The sequence below is a fragment of the Aliicoccus persicus genome (assembly GCF_900110815.1).
In the GTDB taxonomy this organism is placed as follows: Bacteria; Bacillota; Bacilli; order Staphylococcales; family Salinicoccaceae; genus Aliicoccus; species Aliicoccus persicus.
Window position 1 is genome coordinate 177,213 of sequence record NZ_FOIT01000003.1, and the last position, 19,329, is coordinate 196,541.

The window sequence follows — 19,329 nt, forward strand, 5'->3', positions numbered from 1 at the left end:
GGAGTTGCCGCACACTTGGGTCTTTGAACTGTGCGTCAGCTCGGATTTTTCAGAGTTGCCGCACACTTTGGACTTCGAACTGTGCGTCAGTCCGGGAAAATATGAGCTGAATACACTTTACGTTCCAATGAGAGTCGCTCACTGACACGCAGATGGAAAAAATAATCCTGTGTTACTGATCTTTATCTCGTGAGGAACAGTAACCGACAAAAGTGTTCCACAACCCTTGATTTTTTCCTATGAGGAACACTTCACAACTAAAATTGTTCCACAGCTACCGATTTCAGCTACCCGTGGAACCCCAACCACCTCAACCCCAAGCACTTATCACAATATATCCATTGATTAAACGACAAAACATTCTTAAAATAGAATATAGATAGTAGTGGAGGGATTTTATGAGTCATATTAGATTGGATATTACAAATGTACGTGATTACTTAAATATTGAAGAAATTGAAAATCTTGAGCCATTCGTGCGCACGACTGAAACGATGATTCAAGATAAGTCGGGTCCTGGCCATGAATTTTTAGGATGGGTAGATCAACCTTCTAATCATGACAAAGATGAGCTCAACAGAATTAAAAATGCAGTCGATAAAATTCACAGTGATTCTGAAGTTCTAGTCGTCATCGGTATCGGCGGTTCTTACCTCGGTGCAAAATCAGCAATAGAAATGCTGTCACCAACGTTTAAAAAGCAAAATACCGAAGTGATATTTGCCGGTCACCAACTATCAAGTCATTATTTAAATGAACTGATGGAATACGTAAAGGACAAGAAGTTCTCAATCAACGTCATTTCGAAATCTGGAACGACGACTGAGCCTGCGATTGCGTTCCGTCTCTTCAAAAAGCTATTAGAGGAAACGCATGATGATGCAGACTCACGTATCTATGTAACAACCGATAAAGAAAAAGGTGCCTTAAATGAGCTCGCATCAAAGAAAGGGTACGAGATGTTTGTTGTGCCGGATGACATCGGCGGACGCTATTCTGTACTAACTGCCGTCGGTCTCTTACCGATTTTAGCGGCGGGCATCGACATTGATGAGATGCTAGATGGCGCCGCGGCAGCAGCAATAGATACACAAGAAACAACATTAAAAGATAACCATGCGTATGTGTACGCGATTATTCGTAATATTTTATACAACAAGGGCTATCAGACTGAAATGCTTGTCAACTATGAGCCGCGCTTACAGTATTTAAGCGAATGGTGGAAACAACTCTTCGGTGAAAGTGAAGGTAAAGATTATAAAGGCATTATGCCGCACAGTGCCAACTTCACAACTGACTTGCACTCTCTCGGTCAGTATATTCAAGAAGGTAGACGCTCGCTATTTGAAACAGTTATTCAAGTAGACGAACCGCTCAGTGACATCACGATCGAAGCGGATGAAGATAATTTGGATAAACTGAATTACCTCACAGGCATGACTATTTCCGAAGTTAATCAACGTGCTTTGGAAGGCACGGTGCTCGCGCATGTCGATGGTGGTGTACCAAACCTTATTATTAAAATACCAAAACTGGATGCATACACGTATGGATATCTCACGTACTTCTTCATGAAAGCTTGTGCAATCAGCGGATACTTACTCGGTGTAAATCCATTTGACCAGCCTGGTGTTGAGGCATACAAAACGAACATGTTTGCACTTTTAAACAAGCCTGGATTTGAAGCGCTTCATGATGAATTAAATGACAGACTCTCTTAAAGTGTTATATAATCGTAATGCATTGTTTTTTAGTTTAATGGGAAAAAAAGGTGAATGAGATGCTTGATTATTTACGACATTTGATGACAGAAGAAGGAATGACTGAATTGTTTCAAACATTTGAAGCATTTGGTGTATTTTCAGGATTCTTTTTAGTTTTATTGGAATCATTTATTCCGATCCTACCTCTTTTTGTTATTGTCGTATTGAATATCAACTCATTCGGTTTTATCCTCGGATTTTTAATCAGTTACTCAGCGACAGTTACCGGAAGTTATTTGCTTTTCACGGTTATACGAAAGCTATTCAGACGTCGTGCGCAACAATACATTAGAAAACGTCGTCAACTGCGCAAGTGGTTGGATTTCTTAAACAGAAATAGTTTTGTTTTCTTGTTTATAATGTTGGCATTGCCATTTACACCGACGTCGCTGATGAACGTGCTCGCTGCCATTGCGGATATAAAGCGCGTGGCTTATTTATATATCTTGCTCGGTGCTAAGTTATTTATGATATTATCCATGGCAGCTGTCGGCTATGATGTTGCTGGATTTTTCAGTTCACCATCGCGATTGATATTATCAGCATTATTGCTTGTAGCGCTGTACTTTATCTCGAAGTGGTATCAGCAATATGTAAGAAAAAAGATACAAGGATAGGAACAGTATGAAAAAGACAATCATAGAATGGACAATTTCAATAGGACTCGCGGTTGTGCTTGTTTTTGTTATCAAAACTTTTGTTTTTGATACGTTTAGAGTGGACGGCTCGAGTATGAATGAGACGTTTCAAGATGGTGACCGCGTCATTGTGAATAAGTTTATGAACTTTTTTAAAGATGAATATGACACAGGTGATGTCGTCGTATTTCATGCAAACAGCGAAGATCTACATATCAAGCGTGTGATCGGTACGCCTGGAGATACGGTACGTGTTGAAGATAATGAACTCATCATAAATGACGAAGTGTACGTTGAACCATATATTGATCATCCATTTGGTTTGCGGACCCATGAATACTTAGTGTCTGATCTTAATGGTGAAGAAATTCCGGAAGATAAGTATATTATGATCGGTGATAATCGTACGAATAGTCGTGATAGTAGACATTATGGTTTGGTAGATAGAGAAGCAATTATCGGTGAAGTCGTGCTCAGAATTTGGCCGCTTAGTACATTTACATACAATTTTAAATAAAGAAATTTTGAGGTGTCTCGTGTGAAGAAAGAGTTAATCGAATGGGGGATTACAATACTCATTGCAGCAGTAATCGTGATTGTAGTCAGAACATTTTTATTTGATTCATTTAAAGTCGATGGTCATAGCATGGATCCAACATTTAAAGATGGTGATCGTGTGATCGTCAATAAAATACAAGATCGATTTACCGACTATGAAAATGGCGATTTAATCGTCTTCCGTTCAGAAGAGGGGCCACCTTATGTAAAACGAATTATTGGAATTCCTGGAGATACTGTCATGATGGAAGATAAGCTCGTCTATGTGAATGGCGAGCCAATTAATGAAACATACGTTTACTATACAAATGACTCATATATGGATGATTTCACGCTTGAAGATTTAGGTGTAGATGGTGAAGAAATCCCAGAAGATGAGTATTTAGTACTGGGCGATAACCGACCGCTCAGCCGAGACAGTCGTGATTTCGGTTTAATTGAAAGAGAAAGTATTATCGGTGAAGTTCAACTTAGATTTTGGCCATTGAATCAAATGACAGTCAATTTTAACTAAACATAAGCATTCCACGCATATTATCTGTGGAATGCTTTTTTACAATATTGAGGTGACATGATGGGAACAATTGAATTTTGGACAGGTCGTAGTGGTGTCGGTAAATCACAGCGAATGTTTAATGAAATTTTTGAAGAGAATAAAGAGTCACCACTCGGTCCATACATATATATCATTACGCCAACACAAAACACTTTGCGATATGAAACGGAACTGACACAACATGAACTAGGCGGTAGTATGCGGACTGGCGTGTTTAGTTTCAACCGTTTTATTTGGCATGTGATGAACGAAATGGTTTTTGAGAGAAAAGACAGTGTTTCTGATCATTCGCAAATATTATTACTGTTCCAAATTATGAATGAGCTGAATGAGGCGGGACGTCTACAATACTTTAAAGATACGGCAAATGAACTAGATTTTAGTTCGAAGGTGCTCGACATGATTAAAGAGCTAATCCGGTATAACGTAAGTGCGGACATGCTTAAAGAAGTAGATTATTCACATCAATCCACACAAGATAAAATGCACGACGTCATCTTGATTTATGAAGCATTTCAAAAAAGAACAGAAGCGCTGAATATTGAAAACTTTAATATGAATCAGCAGTTGATCGAAATATTACAGAGCGGACAAGTATTGAACACAATTCAAGATGCGACAATTTACATCGACGGTTTCCACAACTTTACGGAAAGTGAAATCCAGTTGATTGTTGAGCTGTCGAAACATGTAAAGAAAGTGACGATTTTGCTTTTACATCTAGACGTGTCACAACAACCTGAGCTATTTAGAAAAACTAACTTCGTCATCGAACGCATTCGTGAATTAACCGGAAACATAAAAGTAACCGTCATTGCAGAAGAGACGCACCGTGCAAAGACTGCAGGGTTAGTTCAGCTTGAAGCACGCTTGCTCGAAGATAAACCGCTCACAAATTACGAAGGTTTATCGTTTATTCACGCACAAAATGTGAATCAAGAGATGACTGAAGTTGCGAGACAAATTGAGCATTTAACATATACACATGATGCCAATTACTCAGAGATTGCCGTACTTTATCGGGATGCTGAAATGTTACCCGCGTTACGTGCAAGTTTTGAACGCTTTAACATTAACTATCAGTTCGATGTGAAAGTTCCGATGTATCGCCATCCATTTATAAAGTTCATTTTGGCATTGCTTGATTGTTACCAAAATGAATTCAATCAAAAGTCATTTATTAATCTGTTAAAGCTCGGGTTTTTAACCGATAAAAAAGACCTACCACTCATCTACACGTTGGAAAATTTAATCTTAGAGCGTGGCTTAACAGGGCAAGCGTTGCGTGATGATCGATACTTCGGTGGTACGCGAACGATAAATGAAGATGGGGATGAAATATATTCATTTGAAGATGCAGAGATGGCTGCATGCATTGAGTTAAAAAATAATGTCATTGAACTATTGGACAACCTGTACGAGTTGTTTGATGACGAGATGAATGCTGTTGATTTTGCAGAGGCTATTTATAACTTTTTAGAAACAGAAGGCATCCATGAGCAGTTAAATGAAACGCTGGATGACTTGGTTGAAGAAGACCCACTGCGTCACAGTGAGACAGTTCAAGCATATCGTTTATTGGTAAAATTGCTTGATGATTTCGTGCGTTTATTTAAAGATGAAGTGCTCGATGTAGACGTATTGATTGAGGCATTCACCGAAGCGATAATAAATTCACAGTTTAACTTGTTGCCTGCAACAATTGACCAAGTGACAGTCGGTAACATGGATCTAGCAAAAGTTGAAAATAAGAAGTATGTCTTTCTCGTCGGGATGACACAAGAAAATATACCGACGGATTCACGAGACACAAATGTTTTATCCGATAGAGAGAAAGAAGATTTTAGAGCACATAATATACAGTTTTCGCCAACATCGACGGAGCTATCGAATGATGAACGATTCGTATTCTACCATGCAGTAACAAGAGCGACTCACGGATTATTCATCAGCTGGTCGGATTATAACAGCAATGGTGAGTTGACGAAAGTCAGCCCATTCGTCTCACAGTTAATGCCAAATAAAAACACAAATGTATTGAATTATAATTTCCACCGCGTCTCTGAATACAATTTACAACCGAGTCGCTTACTATCATCGATTGAGACTGTGATACCAGAAGTGTACGGAAAGCTTGAGCGATTAGTGGGAGAATTAAAAACAATAAATAAGAAATTTTCAGAGCTCCAAGCAGATACAGGCATTGTCCAAATTAACTCGCAGTGGCTAAGAATTTTAAGATTGCTGCAAGACGATGACATACAAATTGCAGGATCTCATACATTCAATGAAATCATGAGTTATTTAACATACAAAAATATCTCACAGCAATTGGATATAGATGTGGCTGAAGCACTCTATAAAAAACCGATGCATGCAAGTGTGTCCCGGTTTGAATCGTTTAATCGCTGCCAGTTCCAACACTTTTCCAACTACGGATTAAAGCTTAAAGTGAGACAACCCTATGCGATTGAATCACTCGATACCGGCGTGCTCATTCATGATTCACTCGAGATGTTATATGAAGAACATGACCGCATGTTATCAAACATAGAAGATGAACATCTCGAAGGTGTGATTACAGACATCGTTGACCGTGCCGCAAAGCGTATCTCTTTCGATATTTTTGATCGCAGCGTCATCAATCAAATGATAAAAAAGCATACATCAGAGCGCATTTTCAATGTCGCACGATTTTTAAAAGCGATGGAACCGCTCAGTGGTTATGAAACGGCAGAGGTCGAGCTCTCATTTGGTATGGGTGATACAAGATTTCCTGCCTTAAAGCTCACGTCTAAAGATGATCATGAAATTAACTTGCGCGGTAAAATTGACCGTGTTGAAATGTTTACGGACGATACGCTCGCATATGTCAACATCATTGACTATAAATCGAGTGGACGTGGTGTAAATAAACAAGACGTACTCATCGGTGTCGAGATGCAGCTCCTCACGTATATGTACTATGTATTGAATCACTATAAGGCAGATGCAACATTGATACCAAATAGTCTCTTGTATTATCCGGTGAAAAAACCGCGTCTCAGCGATAGTTTCAATCTGATGGATGAAGGGGCAGAGCAACTTGTATTTAAAGAGTTAAGACCGGATGGGATGTTCGTCGCGAACTCACAATTGCTTGAAGACAACGATAGTCTTGCTAACATGGTGAAACCAAATGCCCGACTGCCTGAGTTTATGCCATTTCGTTTAACGAAAGATGACTCGACGATTCACGGAAGTGAATTCAAATCTAAATTCGTTTCTACCGATGTGCTGAAGCGGTATATGGATGAAGTCATAAATAATTACAAAAATGTTACGGATAATATTTATAAAGGGCACACAAAGATCAATCCGCTTGAACCAAGAACAACGAGTGGTCAGTTACCGTGTTCAATGTGTGATTTCCAAAACGCATGTCGCATAGATCCTGTAATGGATCAGCATTTAAGACGTCCTTACGATGTGGACAAACATACGGTGGCTCAGTTTGAAGAGGATATGAAAGGAGATGCATGATGAGTATTAAGTTTACTGAAAATCAACAATCTGCAATATATACAAAAAATACAGATATACTCGTTGCAGCTGCAGCAGGATCCGGTAAAACAGCTGTACTCGTCGAGCGCATCATCCAAAATATTCTTGCAAAAATGAACGGTGATGATGGAATCGAAATTGATGAGCTGCTCGTTGCGACATTTACGAATGCGAGCGCACGTGACATGAAGGATAAAATCGAACGTGCCTTGCGCGAGCGTCTCGCAAGCAGTGAAGATGTGGTGACTCTTAATTATTTAAATGAACAGTTGCTGAAGATGAACAAAGCACATATCTCAACATTGCACAGTTTCTGTTTGTATTTAATTCAAAATCATTATCAACTGATCGGATTGACACCAAATGTTCGCACCGTCGATACGATAGAAGGCGAATTACTGCTCGAACAAGTGATAAAAACAACGATTGAACGTAAATTGAAGTCTGATGACGCAGCATTTACGTCACTCACACGTGTCTTCTTGGGCAATAATGATATCAATTCATTGATGGAAATTGTCAAATCGGCATACCGCAATGCAATTGCAAACTCGGATGTCGATGCATTTTTAAACAACATGAAAGATGAATACATCGATGATACTTTTTTAGATGATTTAAACACACGCTATTACAAACATCTTGACGATATCGTCAGTGCAATGGCATCAAGCTTACAACGTATAAATGAACATTTTGACCATCCGTCGGTTGCTGAAGATTACGAACAACATGAAAAACATCGGATATTCAATAATGTAAAGAAAAAAATCGGTAAGATGAATGATGAACTCACCTTAATAAAAGCAGAACTTCAAGATGAAAATTTAAAGACGAAAAGACTTACAGAGTTTAGCGCGGCAGACCTAAGTAATTTTGAAAACTATATCGACATGATGAATCCTTCAAAATCGATCATTATCAGTACTGCGAATTTATATACTAAGCTTCTCAGTACATTCACATCATCATTCATTCAATCGAGAAATGATTATCGTGATGACCTAAGACACATGAATCCGATGCGCAATGCATTCATTGATCTTGTGATTACAGTTAAAGATGAATTCATTAAACAAAAGCGTCGCATGGGTGTCATAGATTTCAATGATTACGAGCATCTTGCTTTAGAGATACTTACTCACAATGACGTGAGAGAAATGTATCAGAATAAATTCAAAGAAATCATGATCGATGAGTATCAGGATACGAACCCAGCACAAGAAGCGATTATTGCACGCATGAAGTCACCGTCTAATAATAACTACCTGTTTATGGTCGGTGATGTAAAGCAATCCATCTATAAATTTAGACAGGCAGACCCAACGATTTTTATCGATAAATTTAAACGCTATCAATCGACAGATGACGGCACATTGATTACTTTGAATAACAATTTCCGATCATCATACGGCGTCATTAACTTAACGAATCGTGTGTTTGAACGCATTATGGATGAGTCGGTTGGGGATGTAACATATGACGAGACGCAAGCGCTTATTTACAGTAAAAATAGCGACAGTAACTCTGAGGATCATGCGTTTATAGAAAACTATACGCAAACAGATGAAATTCCGAATTTTAAAGAACATTACGTCGTCGAGCGTATTAAAATGCTGAAAGAAAGTGGCGAAAAATATAAAGATATCGTCTTGTTAACCCGAGCAAAAACACATCATATAGAACTTCAACAGCTCTTGAGAAAGTACGACATACCGTCGCATATTGAATCAGATAAAGGCTATTTTGAAAGCACTGAAATTCGTACGATAAAAAGCATACTGCACGTCATTGATAACCCGTTGCAGGATGATCATCTTGTCGGTGTAATGCGCTTGCCGTACTTTGATTTTGATGTAAATGAAATTTCAAAGATCAGAGCTAGTAGCGAGCATATGTATTTGTATGAAGCACTATCCGAATATAAAAATAATTTCGATGATGCACTTGCGAATCGAATTGAGCAGTTTATTTCACGTGTTGAATATTTCCGTACAGAATCACAATATTTAAGTGTGCATGAATTAATTGAGTTAGTCTATCGTGAAATCCGACTCACTGAGTTTTTCAGTGCGATGTACAATGGAGAAGTAAGAAAAGCGAACTTGCATCAATTCCAGCATCAGGCACGACTGTTTGAAGCGAGACGTCACATCACATTATTTGAGTTTTTAAGTTATATCAATGAGCTGCTAGACGAAGATAAAGACATGGGTGAGACGTCAATACTCACCGAATCTGATGATGTTGTCCGCATCATGACGATCCACAAGTCAAAAGGGCTCGAGTTTAAAAATGTCATTTACTATCACATAGAAAAAGATATCGTCAATCCGCAGCGCAGTGAGCCGAGTATACACTTGCACAACACATATGGACTTGCGGTGAAAACATTTGATGCAGAAGATAACACGATGCTCCGCAATATGCACTCAGTGTTGCTAGCAGATACGATGAAAGAAGAGTTATACAGCGAAGAAATCAGACTGATGTATGTGGCGTTTACACGTGCAGAAGAGCGTTTAATTCTACCGCTCAACCATAAAAAAGATCATTCGCTTAAATACAGTGTCGATCCTAATCAATTGGTTATTGAGAGAAACATTCGTTTGAACTTACAGAGTTTCAAAGATTATTTAACACCAATAGGGAAATATTTAAGAAGTAAAGATGGACGCAATGAAGTGCGAGATGGCATCGTAATAGAACCTCAAATTGATATAGAGAATCTTAAAAACGATGATGAAGAGGAAGTGCGTTTATCGTCGAAAGAAATTTTAGATGACATTGTTGATACATTGCCACATATTTCGCAAGATGATGCACTTAAAGACCGTATAATGTATGAGTATGTGAGTCCGGATGGATTAGATAAGAAAGTCTTTAAAGAATCAGTCACTGAGATTAAAAGACGTCATGAAGTCCTACCAGATGAAGCGGCACCACGTCAGTTCAATCGCACATCACAACTGCCAACACCTGTATTTGTTGAAGAGAAAGCACAGGCAACAACGCTTGGTACGTGGATGCATGAATGGATGATGCTCGTTATCAAATATGCGGATGATATATCAAGTTCAGACGATAAAAAGTCAACATTATCAAAGCTGTTCGATGATCATGGATTATCAGAACGCATTAATTCATCTCAAAAATTTCAGTTTATCAATAATGCACTGAAATTTATGACGGATGCATCGATTCTCTCACTGCTAGATCATCGACTGGCGATATATACAGAACGCCCGTTCATCATGAATCAGCGTGCAATCGGTGAGGAAGTAGTGCCCGAACAGATGGTACAGGGAATCATTGATTTAATTATTGAAACAGATGACGCATGTACAATCATTGATTACAAGACAGACTATATTGATGATAAAATAAATGAGGACATGCTGATATTACGTTATTACAAACAAATTCAGCTCTATAAGCGGTCTTTGGAAAAATTAGTCGGCGATAAAAAGCCGATTCACGCATACTTATATTACTTTAATTGGAAAGGTGGCGCGATAAAAGTCGATGTTTAACAAACGATTTATAAAACTGTCACTTGCCTTCGCGCTTTTATTGTTACTTTTATTAAATGGTTTACATTATATGATGCCTTACAGTGTCATCAACCCATATGAATACTTTCAATCGAGCGAGCGCTCATTATACCAAGTGTTAAGTATATTTATTGGGGGAACGACTGTTACACTTGTTGCGATCATTATTGGCTACGCAATGAGTTATGTCGGTGGATCAAAACCATTTCGACTGTTCAAGACGGGCGGAGTACTCTTGATCGGTTCAATGTTAATTGCGATTTTCATATTCGGATTTGAACAGTTTCCATATATTTTATTTGCTGCACTTATCGCCGTGTTTTTCATACGGAGTCATTGGATGCTACTGCTCGTATCGAGTACGATCATTTATATTTTGTATATCATGTCGAGCATTTTGCCAAGCTATTTATCGACAGTCGTTTCAAACTACGATGTGATCTACTCAGCGATACAAGAAATCACTGAATACACACGTGTTTTTTCATCCACAGACTATTTCGCGATTCTAGCATTGAATACATCACTACTCACAGACAATTTCTTCTCGGCAATGTATGCGTCATTGTTCACAGTGTTGCCGTGGATACTCGTGGGTATGTTTGCACATAAATTGAGAATTGATGAGGTCATTGAAGAACATACAATGATGTCTTTCATATTGTTTGCAACATTGGTTAGCTCCAGCATTGCACTCAAGTTGATTCAAATGTTTGCACTTGGTTCTTATAGTGGAAATCTTATTTCTGATAATATTGCCGGACCATTGCTTGCCATCAGTTATTTTCTGTTAATCGCGTTTATCGTTAAAGTGTTGCCGGAGCGAATGACTTATCCGTTTGAAACACTCGGAAAATATGTTTTATCTGCGTACTTGCTGTCACATATTGCAAACTTCTTTATTTACTATGGCGTAGGTTTTTCTATGTATGGTGAAGTGTCGCTCTTACAATCAATCATAACGACGTTGATCATTTTTGTTGTATTGCTTGTTCTTGCGAATATCGCAGAGCGATATAAAATCACAATGTTAGAAAAATATATTTTTAAAGATTATTAAAGGTCAATTGTATGATGTTTTTGTTATAATGTATTAAAGCGAAAAGAGGGATGATATGAAATTTTTAACATTCATGCACGATGAAAAGACATATTATGGTGTTAAAGTAAAACGTGAAGATAAGGCTTGGGTATTGCCTAAGTTATTTGAATCATTTAGTGATGATCCAGACTATCCAAAATCATTAATCGAAGGTATCTCTAAGTATAATACGTTAGATTTTCAAGAGATTGTACGCAAGCTTGTAGATGAGGCAGAGCGCAGTGAAAATGCTGAAGAATTTAAAGTGAATTTCAATGATATTACATTTTTAGCACCTGTTTCACCGCCGAATAATGTCATCGCCTTCGGTCGTAATTATAAATCACATGCTGAAGAGTTATCGAATAATGTTGATGAATTATATGTATTTACGAAAGCAGCGACGAGTTTAGTCGGTGATAATGCAACGATTCCGAATCACCAAGATATTACGAATAGCTTGGACTATGAAGGAGAACTCGGCGTTGTCATCGGTAAGCGTGGTAAGAAAATTCATGAATCGATGGCACTTGATTATATTTATGGGTACACAATCATCAATGATATTACTGCGCGCGATTTACAAAAAGAGCATGTCGACGCATTTTTATCGAAATCACTTGAAGGTGGTTGCCCGATGGGACCATATATCGTAACAAAAGATGAATTGCCACAGCCAGAAAATACGACGATTGTTACGAAAGTGAACAATGATATCAGACAGGACGGTTCAACGAGTGAAATGGTCCTTAAAATCGATAAAATGATTGCTGAAATTTCAAAATACATCACCCTTGAACCTGGCGATGTCATTGCAACAGGAACGCCAGGTGGTGTCGGTGCGGGCATGAACCCACCACAATTTTTACAACCAGGAGATACCGTTAGAATTTCAATCAATGGCATTGGAACGCTAACGACTCATATAAGTAAGTAAATTAAATAGGAGAGGATTTTTAAAGTGACGACAGGTTTACTGCATACACATTTAGCTTCTACAGCAATCGTTATCATTCTTTACGCAATTGTTATGTATTTATATCGCAGTCAAAAAGGTGCGAACAAAACATCAACGACGATCCATATGATATTGCGAGTATTTTTAGTAATCATGTTATTCTCAGGTATTGGTATATATGTGTCTGCGATGGATTACATTTCTTCATTAGACAATGGCCATATGGAATACGGTATAAAAGCATTGCTCGGTATACTGACAATTGGATTTGTTGAGATGAGCTTAGTCAGTGCGAAAAAACAACGCAAAATTGTTAATATTATGATGATTATTTTTATCGTCATACTCCTAGCAACAATCGTACTCGGTAGTTATTTAGACATGGGTACGCTGAACTTCTTTTAATAACCTTTGAAAGGCGAGCGATCAGCTCGTCTTTTTTTATGAACATTTAATGAACTCCCGTGTTTTAATGAGAATTTATTGTATAATTATCTGTAACAAGATGAAGAGGTAATGATAATGAAAAAGTTTAGCATTGCGTTGTTAATGGCAATTCTTACAATTACGTCTATAAATGTGACGACGTTTGCAGAAACAGAAGAGGAAATGCCAGATCGAATGTATTCAATGGTCATTGACCGTTATTATAGTTTTTCAGATTCAAATAATGAAGGTGTCCAAGCTGGAGATCCAGCATATCCATTTGGTGGTGACTTTCTCGGCATTGTGAATTTTCTTGATAATATCGAAGAAATGGGTATGAATACGATACATATTTCGCCTGTGTTTAGTCATCATACCGATGACTATCTTGGCTATGCTGTCACAGACTTTTCAGTCGCCGATGCATTCGGTGGTAGTGAAGATTTAGACACACTGATAGAAGAAGCACATGATCGTGACATGAAAGTTGTCGTTGATTTTCCACTGACGATCAGTGAAACGTATGATGGTGATACTGATTTCGCTGTGGTCGATGCGCCAGAACTCAGTGAGTTACAAGCAGAATATTTCGACACATATGGCGTGGAAGCACTGGATATGACAGACGAAGCAACAGTTGCAGCAATTAGTGAAATCGTGGAAGATTTTGTCAATACGCATGACGTAGATGGTTTGAGCTTCTTCTTGACACAAGACGGTGTGGATGGCAGTGAATTTTTATCTGGATTAGAAGAAGTCGATACGTATGGTATTACGACTGTAGAAGAACTAGAGATCAGTGGATTTGACCATATAATGTTAGAAGAAACAAGAGCAGCAGTTGCACACTCATTCGCATACTTTGATCATGAAGTGATGGAATATCCAAGTGATCATTCACCACTCTTAATGGCGGACCATTGGTTTAGCAATCGATTTACATATGAGCCGGTCGAATTACGTGCATTTCCAGGCACACGTGTCATGCAGCTGTCGACATACTTGCTCGGTTATCCGGGACCAATTGGTTATTATTATGGAACAGAAGTTGCTTACAACGGGAATACGTTAGAAACGATACACCCACAGATGACATTTTGGTCAGACCAAGAAGTTTATGATTATGTGAGTGAACGTGCTGAAGTGTTCGAACGCTTCCCTAAGATGTTTAAAGGTGAGACTGAAACACTGCTAAATGAAGCAGGACACTATGTGGTCAAATATAATACGCCATCAGACGAAGCGGACTTTATCTATAGAATTAATGATACAAGCGAGACACGCGGGTTCAGCATGAACGAAGAAGAAATTGGCGAAGATATGATGTTGAGCGGCGTTCTCACTGGAGAAATTGCTAGAAGTAATAACGATGGAGAATACATTACTGTGTTGGACAGAGAGACGAGCGAGCTGTTTGCCATCATTGATAATGTCGGACTGAATAACTGGTATTTACTGGCGTCAGTATTAATCTTCGGTGGATTTGTCGTATTCTTATATATCGTTGCAAAGCGCGGCAAGTCTAATGAGAAAAAAGTTAAATAATAGAGCGTTTGGATTCCGGTGTGTCCGCTTTTTTGGAGGGTGTGCCGGAATTTTTTGTTGGGGTTTTGTCGGTGAGCACACTTGAGCTTATGAGCAATAAAGTTTCATTGGAACGAAAATCAATCTGCGTGTCAGTGAGCAACGCTCATAGGAACGCAAATCAATCTAAAGTCAGCATGAGATCAGCATGAGACAATATGAATCACAAAAAAAAGACACCCATCAGGGTGTCCATTGCTCAAAATATTATTCATCGCTTACCAAGTGCTTTGTACCCAATCATATTTACAACACTTTTCGGGCTAGAGAATGATGGGGCATATGCGGGTTCTAAGTCGTTCAGATCATATACTGTGCCACCAAACTTCATCACTGCGGCCAATGTATCAATCAGCTTGTCGACTTTGTCCTCGCCCATCGATACGGCGCGCAAGATTTTCCCAGTCGATTTCTCATAATACACTTTCACATGAATTTTCCGACTCTCCGGCATATATCCGGCCATATTGCGCTGGCTATGTTCAATGACTTCGACATCCATATCCAAATTATTAATCAATTTATGGCTCACACCAACACTGCCGATATGGAAATCAAACATGCGAATGATCTGTGCACCGAGTAATCCTTTAACAGGTGTTGCATCTCGACCATCTGCAATCGCTAGCCGCCCATCACCACTCTTCACCATTCCGCCACCATCGATGATTTGTGCGATCAAGTATGCCATGCGGTGTGCCGGCCAAGCGAGGGCGACGTTTACACGTTCATCAACATGCAGGTAGCGTGATTCCACCGCATCGCCGAGTGCAAAGACATTTTGAACATTTGTCTGGCACCATTCATTTATTGGAATGTGTCCACGCTCCGACAATTCAATATTTGTATCAGATAAAAATCCAGTAGATGGCGATATACCAACACCTGTAAATATCATGTCGACATTTAGTGTATTCCCATTCGATAAAGTGACGACATCTCCATCAGCTTTTTCTACTTCTGCATCAAGATAAACATCTACACCGCGTTCCTTTAAATGAATGAGTAATTCGTCTGCATAATCTTTTTCAATGACTGAATATATATGGGTACTCCTGTGAACGAGCGAAACTTTTAATCCACGTAAAACTAATGATTCTAGTACTTCTAAACTGACAAACCCGGTACCGACCACGAGCACATGAACGACTTCGTCAAGTATCAAGTTGTGCATGATGTCATCTAAGTCTTCAAGTTTATGAAGGCTGTGAACATTTTTGGCACCTTCAAATACCGCCAATTGATTCGGGTGGGCACCTGGTGATACGACAAGATAGTCATACACGTCTTCCATCACAGTATTCGTCGTTAAGTTTTTAACGACCACTTTGTTATTTGTCGTGTCCACATCAATAACCTCATGATATGTCCGAACATCAATATGTTTCTGTACAAACTTTTCTTTCGTATACGCAATCAAGTGATCGCGAGACTTCACTTCACCACTGATCAAATACGGCAATCCACAGTTTGCAAAACTGACGTCGCGATGTTTATCGTATATTGTAATCTCGATATCAGGATTAATGCGTCTGAGTTGTGCTGCAGTTGTTGCGCCACCTGCGACACCACCTATAATTACTACCTTTTGCAATTTCATCACATCCTAACGATTATTGCTTATAGTAAAATAATGCGACTGTTCCGTTACCTGTATGACTTGCAATCGTTGGTCCGATAAGTTTGATTTTAACTTCATCAATTTTCGTTTCCGCGAGCAACAATTCTTTTAATTTTTCAGCAGTGTCTAATGCATTTGCATGCGCAATATATGCCTTTCCACTCGCGCCTTCATCTTTTACCTTATTGATCATACTTTTAAGTACTTTTTTCTCACCACGATGTTTTTCAATTGGTACGAGTTTACCTTCTTCCACATGGAGAAGTGGGCGAATGTTTAGAAGTCCGCCTAAAAATGCAGATCCTTTCGATAAACGACCACCTTTTGCCAAGTAGTCAAGATCAGAAACTGTGAACAAATGTCTGATTGTTGTGAGCATTTCTTTCGTTTCAGTTACAACGTTATCAAACGATTCACCTGCGTTTACGAGATCACTTGCGCGTTCAACAGTATAACCGAGCCCGTAACTTGCACTCAACGAATCAAGGATTTCGATTTTTGCATCTGGAAAGTCTTCAAGCACAACGTCGCGAGCGATAACAGAGCTTTGGTACGTACCAGATAAACCACTCGAGAACGCAATGTATAAAATTTCGTTATCTCGTTCTAACAGTTCACGGAACAAGCTTTCAAATTCATCTGGATTGACTTGAGATGTTAGCGGACGATGACCCTCAGTAATTTTCTGTAACACTTCTTCACTCGTAATATCGATTTGATCCGTGTACTCGACATCATCAATTGTGATCGATAACCTTACTACTTCAATATTGCGCTTCTTCAAATCTTCACTTTTTATATCTGAACAACTATCTGCTACTAAAATCATTGTATTGCCTCCTTAAATATTTAAATTAAAGAAATCGATAAGAAAATGTGCAATACCATCTTCGTTATTCGATTTAGTTACATGATTCGCGATACTTTTTAAATCGTCGATTGCATTGTCCATCGCAACGCCGTGTGCAACATATTCAATCATTTCATTATCATTGTCCTCATCACCAAAGGCGATTGTATTCTCTTGTTTAATTCCCAGATATCCGCGTACGTAATCAACACCGACAGCTTTATTGATACCTTTCTTAACAATCTCTATGACAGGGTATGGTGCACCCCAGCGACGGTGTTCGATTAAATCGGCAAATAAATCATCCAAGTTTTGTCGAATGGAAGGTATATGTTCATCCTTTGCTTGAATTAATATACTTGTCGGACCTTCTGCTAACGTCTCGTTCAACTCACCAACACGTATTTCTGGCCGACCGGTTTTAAACATATCAAGGATGACTTCATCGTGATAATGCACATAAACTCTATCTTTGATTTCAGCAAGTATATTTTGGATCTTTAAATCGGGCACACGTTCAGATATTTTATGGACGACGTCTAAATCGAGTGTTTCGTGTACGACATCAAATGATCGATCTGAAGGGTGGTGTACAAATGCACCGTTAAAATTAACAATTGGTGTATCCATACTTAATTCTCTATAATAATCTTCACTCGCACGATATGGACGACCAGTGGAAATGATTAATTTGTGTCCTTGTGCTTTTAATTGAAGTAACACCTGTTTAGTGAGTGGTGTAATTTCTTTATCATCATTGAGTAAAGTGCCATCTAAATCTAGGCAAATTAAATGTGGCTCCATCTACGTACTCCTTTAAAAACATGTTTGTTTTATCATATCATTAAATTTTGTTATACTAAATATCAAATACATGAATTGTAAGGAGATGTTACGATGGATAAGGCTATGGAAGAGAGCATGATGGGTGCACTTGAGAACGTTATTGACCCTGAATTAGGTATAGATATCGTCAATCTTGGATTGGTTTATGGCGTACATTTAGATGACGAAGGACGCGCGGGTGTCGAAATGACTTTAACTTCTATGGGTTGCCCGATGGGACCTCAAATCGTTTCAGGCGTAGAGCAAGCACTTGCTGAGTTGCCAGAAGTAAAAGATACGACAGTAAATATCGTTTGGAACCCACCTTGGGACAAAGATAAGATGAGTCGTTACGCTAAAATTGCATTGGGTGTCAGCTAAATATACAGATAAAGGCCAGCAGGAATTAATTTTCCTGTTGGCCTTTTGTTTTAAGCAAATACACCATATAAAATTGAGAACGTTCCGAGTGCGAAACAGTAGTAACTAAAGATTACTAAGTTTCCACTTTGCATTATACCTTGCAATAACTTCACACCGAAGTATGTCGCAAATATACATACGATGAAGCTTGCTAAATACCCGAGGCCATACGTCGACATGTTCGGATCTGAAAAAATATCCCCAATTGAAATAAGTGCAGTACCGAGTGATACAGGGATATAGAGTAAGAATACGAATCTCAGTGCGTCTTTTTGATTTAATCCGACACCAATCGCACCGACTAACGTTGCACCACTGCGTGAGATTCCGGGCACAAGTGCAATACATTGTGCAAGACCGACAATGATTGCATCTTTTAACTTCAGCTGACCATCGCGTTTTTTTCCACGCTGATTTTTGATGATCCATAATGCAACACCTGTAAGTAATAACATTAGCCCGACGAATAATACTGAGACATGATCCCCGATATCATCTTTTAATAACAAGCCGAGTACGCCAACAGGTATTGTTGCGATGATGAGTAGAATCGTATATCTCATGTCTGTTGTCGCTTTATCGTCTCGTGCGCCTTTAAATATGTAACGCATCACGTTCATGAATATATCGATGATGTCCTTGCGGTACACGAAGATGATCGCGATGAGTGAAGCGGTATTTAAAAATATTTCAAACGATAAACCACTCGCCTCAATGCCGAAAAGTTCTCGTGCGATAACGAGGTGTCCACTCGAAGAAACGGGTATAGGTTCAGTGACCCCTTGTAAGATGCCTAAAAATATATAAGTAATAAATTCTGTTGTCGTCATAATTGCCTCCAAAAATAGTCTAACTAACTATAGAATATTTGATTTGAAATTGCGAATAATAATATGTAAATCTCTTGTAAAAATATGAAAAAAGCGTATAATTAAGTTATGGTCAAAAA

Annotated in this window: 15 protein-coding genes; 11 read left to right on the forward strand and 4 right to left on the reverse strand. The window is 38.7% G+C overall.

Annotated features, from left to right (window positions below; translation table 11 throughout):
• Positions 1-398: 398 nt before the first annotated feature.
• The 10 genes from BMW30_RS06280 to BMW30_RS06325 all read left to right on the forward strand — a co-directional run bounded on the left by BMW30_RS06280 (position 399) and on the right by BMW30_RS06325 (position 14,622).
• Positions 399-1,721 (forward strand): glucose-6-phosphate isomerase, encoded by a 1,323-nt coding sequence (locus BMW30_RS06280; RefSeq protein ID WP_091474961.1) that lies wholly within the window; start codon positions 399-401, stop codon positions 1,719-1,721.
• Positions 1,722-1,780: 59 nt separating this feature from the next.
• Positions 1,781-2,380 (forward strand): TVP38/TMEM64 family protein, encoded by a 600-nt coding sequence (locus BMW30_RS06285; RefSeq protein ID WP_091474963.1) that lies wholly within the window; start codon positions 1,781-1,783, stop codon positions 2,378-2,380.
• 7 nt (positions 2,381-2,387) lie between these two features.
• Positions 2,388-2,918, forward strand: a complete 531-nt coding sequence (lepB, locus tag BMW30_RS06290) for a signal peptidase I (protein WP_091474965.1) — start codon at positions 2,388-2,390, stop codon at positions 2,916-2,918.
• Between the two features lie 21 nt (positions 2,919-2,939).
• Positions 2,940-3,473 (forward strand): signal peptidase I, encoded by a 534-nt coding sequence (gene lepB / locus BMW30_RS06295; protein WP_091474967.1) that lies wholly within the window; start codon positions 2,940-2,942, stop codon positions 3,471-3,473.
• Positions 3,474-3,533: 60 nt separating this feature from the next.
• Complete coding sequence (locus BMW30_RS06300; RefSeq protein WP_180366237.1) at positions 3,534-7,037, forward strand: PD-(D/E)XK nuclease family protein; 3,504 nt, start codon at positions 3,534-3,536, stop codon at positions 7,035-7,037.
• The gene (gene addA, locus BMW30_RS06305) at positions 7,037-10,591 is read left to right on the forward strand and encodes a helicase-exonuclease AddAB subunit AddA (protein WP_180366238.1); all 3,555 of its coding nucleotides are present in this window, start codon (positions 7,037-7,039) and stop codon (positions 10,589-10,591) included. The genes BMW30_RS06300 and addA overlap by 1 nt, the downstream gene beginning before the upstream one ends.
• Positions 10,584-11,672 carry a DUF418 domain-containing protein gene (locus BMW30_RS06310; RefSeq protein WP_091474972.1) on the forward strand — a complete coding sequence of 363 codons (1,089 nt, stop codon included), beginning with the start codon at positions 10,584-10,586 and terminating at the stop codon, positions 11,670-11,672. The genes addA and BMW30_RS06310 overlap by 8 nt, the downstream gene beginning before the upstream one ends.
• A gap of 55 nt (positions 11,673-11,727) precedes the next feature.
• A complete protein-coding gene (locus BMW30_RS06315; protein WP_091474974.1) occupies positions 11,728-12,630 on the forward strand; it encodes a fumarylacetoacetate hydrolase family protein in 903 nt (300 codons plus the stop codon).
• Between the two features lie 24 nt (positions 12,631-12,654).
• Positions 12,655-13,056, forward strand: coding sequence for a DUF1516 family protein (locus BMW30_RS06320; protein WP_180366239.1), 402 nt, complete (start codon positions 12,655-12,657; stop codon positions 13,054-13,056).
• 117 nt (positions 13,057-13,173) lie between these two features.
• On the forward strand, positions 13,174-14,622 hold the full coding sequence (locus BMW30_RS06325; protein WP_180366240.1) for an alpha-amylase family glycosyl hydrolase: 1,449 nt from the start codon (positions 13,174-13,176) through the stop codon (positions 14,620-14,622).
• 250 nt (positions 14,623-14,872) lie between these two features.
• Here the strand turns inward: BMW30_RS06325 and BMW30_RS06330 are convergent, their stop codons facing one another.
• Genes BMW30_RS06330 through BMW30_RS06340 form a run of 3 tightly spaced genes read right to left on the reverse strand, consistent with a single transcriptional unit; the run spans position 14,873 to position 17,936 of the window.
• The gene (locus BMW30_RS06330; protein ID WP_180366241.1) at positions 14,873-16,255 is read right to left on the reverse strand and encodes a CoA-disulfide reductase; all 1,383 of its coding nucleotides are present in this window, start codon (positions 16,253-16,255) and stop codon (positions 14,873-14,875) included.
• 19 nt (positions 16,256-16,274) lie between these two features.
• Positions 16,275-17,111, reverse strand: coding sequence for a DegV family protein (locus BMW30_RS06335; protein ID WP_091474981.1), 837 nt, complete (start codon positions 17,109-17,111; stop codon positions 16,275-16,277).
• Between the two features lie 12 nt (positions 17,112-17,123).
• Positions 17,124-17,936 carry a Cof-type HAD-IIB family hydrolase gene (locus BMW30_RS06340; protein ID WP_091474983.1) on the reverse strand — a complete coding sequence of 271 codons (813 nt, stop codon included), beginning with the start codon at positions 17,934-17,936 and terminating at the stop codon, positions 17,124-17,126.
• A 93-nt stretch (positions 17,937-18,029) separates the two neighbouring features.
• Between BMW30_RS06340 and BMW30_RS06345 the strand changes: the two genes are divergently transcribed.
• Positions 18,030-18,338: a metal-sulfur cluster assembly factor gene (locus BMW30_RS06345; RefSeq protein WP_091474984.1), complete on the forward strand. Its 309-nt coding sequence runs from the start codon at positions 18,030-18,032 to the stop codon at positions 18,336-18,338.
• A gap of 50 nt (positions 18,339-18,388) precedes the next feature.
• Here the strand turns inward: BMW30_RS06345 and BMW30_RS06350 are convergent, their stop codons facing one another.
• Positions 18,389-19,210 carry an undecaprenyl-diphosphate phosphatase gene (locus tag BMW30_RS06350; protein ID WP_091474987.1) on the reverse strand — a complete coding sequence of 274 codons (822 nt, stop codon included), beginning with the start codon at positions 19,208-19,210 and terminating at the stop codon, positions 18,389-18,391.
• Between the last annotated feature and the right edge of the window lie 119 nt (positions 19,211-19,329).

Excerpts from the sequence above, each read along its gene's own strand:
- BMW30_RS06280 (WP_091474961.1), top strand. The coding sequence starts at position 399 with ATGAGTCATATTAGATTGGATATTACAAATGTACGTGATTACTTAAAT.
- BMW30_RS06285 (WP_091474963.1), top strand. The coding sequence starts at position 1,781 with ATGCTTGATTATTTACGACATTTGATGACAGAAGAAGGAATGACTGAA.
- lepB (WP_091474965.1), top strand. The coding sequence starts at position 2,388 with ATGAAAAAGACAATCATAGAATGGACAATTTCAATAGGACTCGCGGTT.
- BMW30_RS06300 (WP_180366237.1), top strand. The coding sequence starts at position 3,534 with ATGGGAACAATTGAATTTTGGACAGGTCGTAGTGGTGTCGGTAAATCA.
- addA (WP_180366238.1), top strand. The coding sequence starts at position 7,037 with ATGAGTATTAAGTTTACTGAAAATCAACAATCTGCAATATATACAAAA.
- BMW30_RS06310 (WP_091474972.1), top strand. The coding sequence starts at position 10,584 with ATGTTTAACAAACGATTTATAAAACTGTCACTTGCCTTCGCGCTTTTA.
- BMW30_RS06315 (WP_091474974.1), top strand. The coding sequence starts at position 11,728 with ATGAAATTTTTAACATTCATGCACGATGAAAAGACATATTATGGTGTT.
- BMW30_RS06325 (WP_180366240.1), top strand. The coding sequence starts at position 13,174 with ATGAAAAAGTTTAGCATTGCGTTGTTAATGGCAATTCTTACAATTACG.
- BMW30_RS06335 (WP_091474981.1), bottom strand. The coding sequence starts at position 17,111 with ATGATTTTAGTAGCAGATAGTTGTTCAGATATAAAAAGTGAAGATTTG.
- BMW30_RS06340 (WP_091474983.1), bottom strand. The coding sequence starts at position 17,936 with ATGGAGCCACATTTAATTTGCCTAGATTTAGATGGCACTTTACTCAAT.
- BMW30_RS06345 (WP_091474984.1), top strand. The coding sequence starts at position 18,030 with ATGGATAAGGCTATGGAAGAGAGCATGATGGGTGCACTTGAGAACGTT.
- BMW30_RS06350 (WP_091474987.1), bottom strand. The coding sequence starts at position 19,210 with ATGACGACAACAGAATTTATTACTTATATATTTTTAGGCATCTTACAA.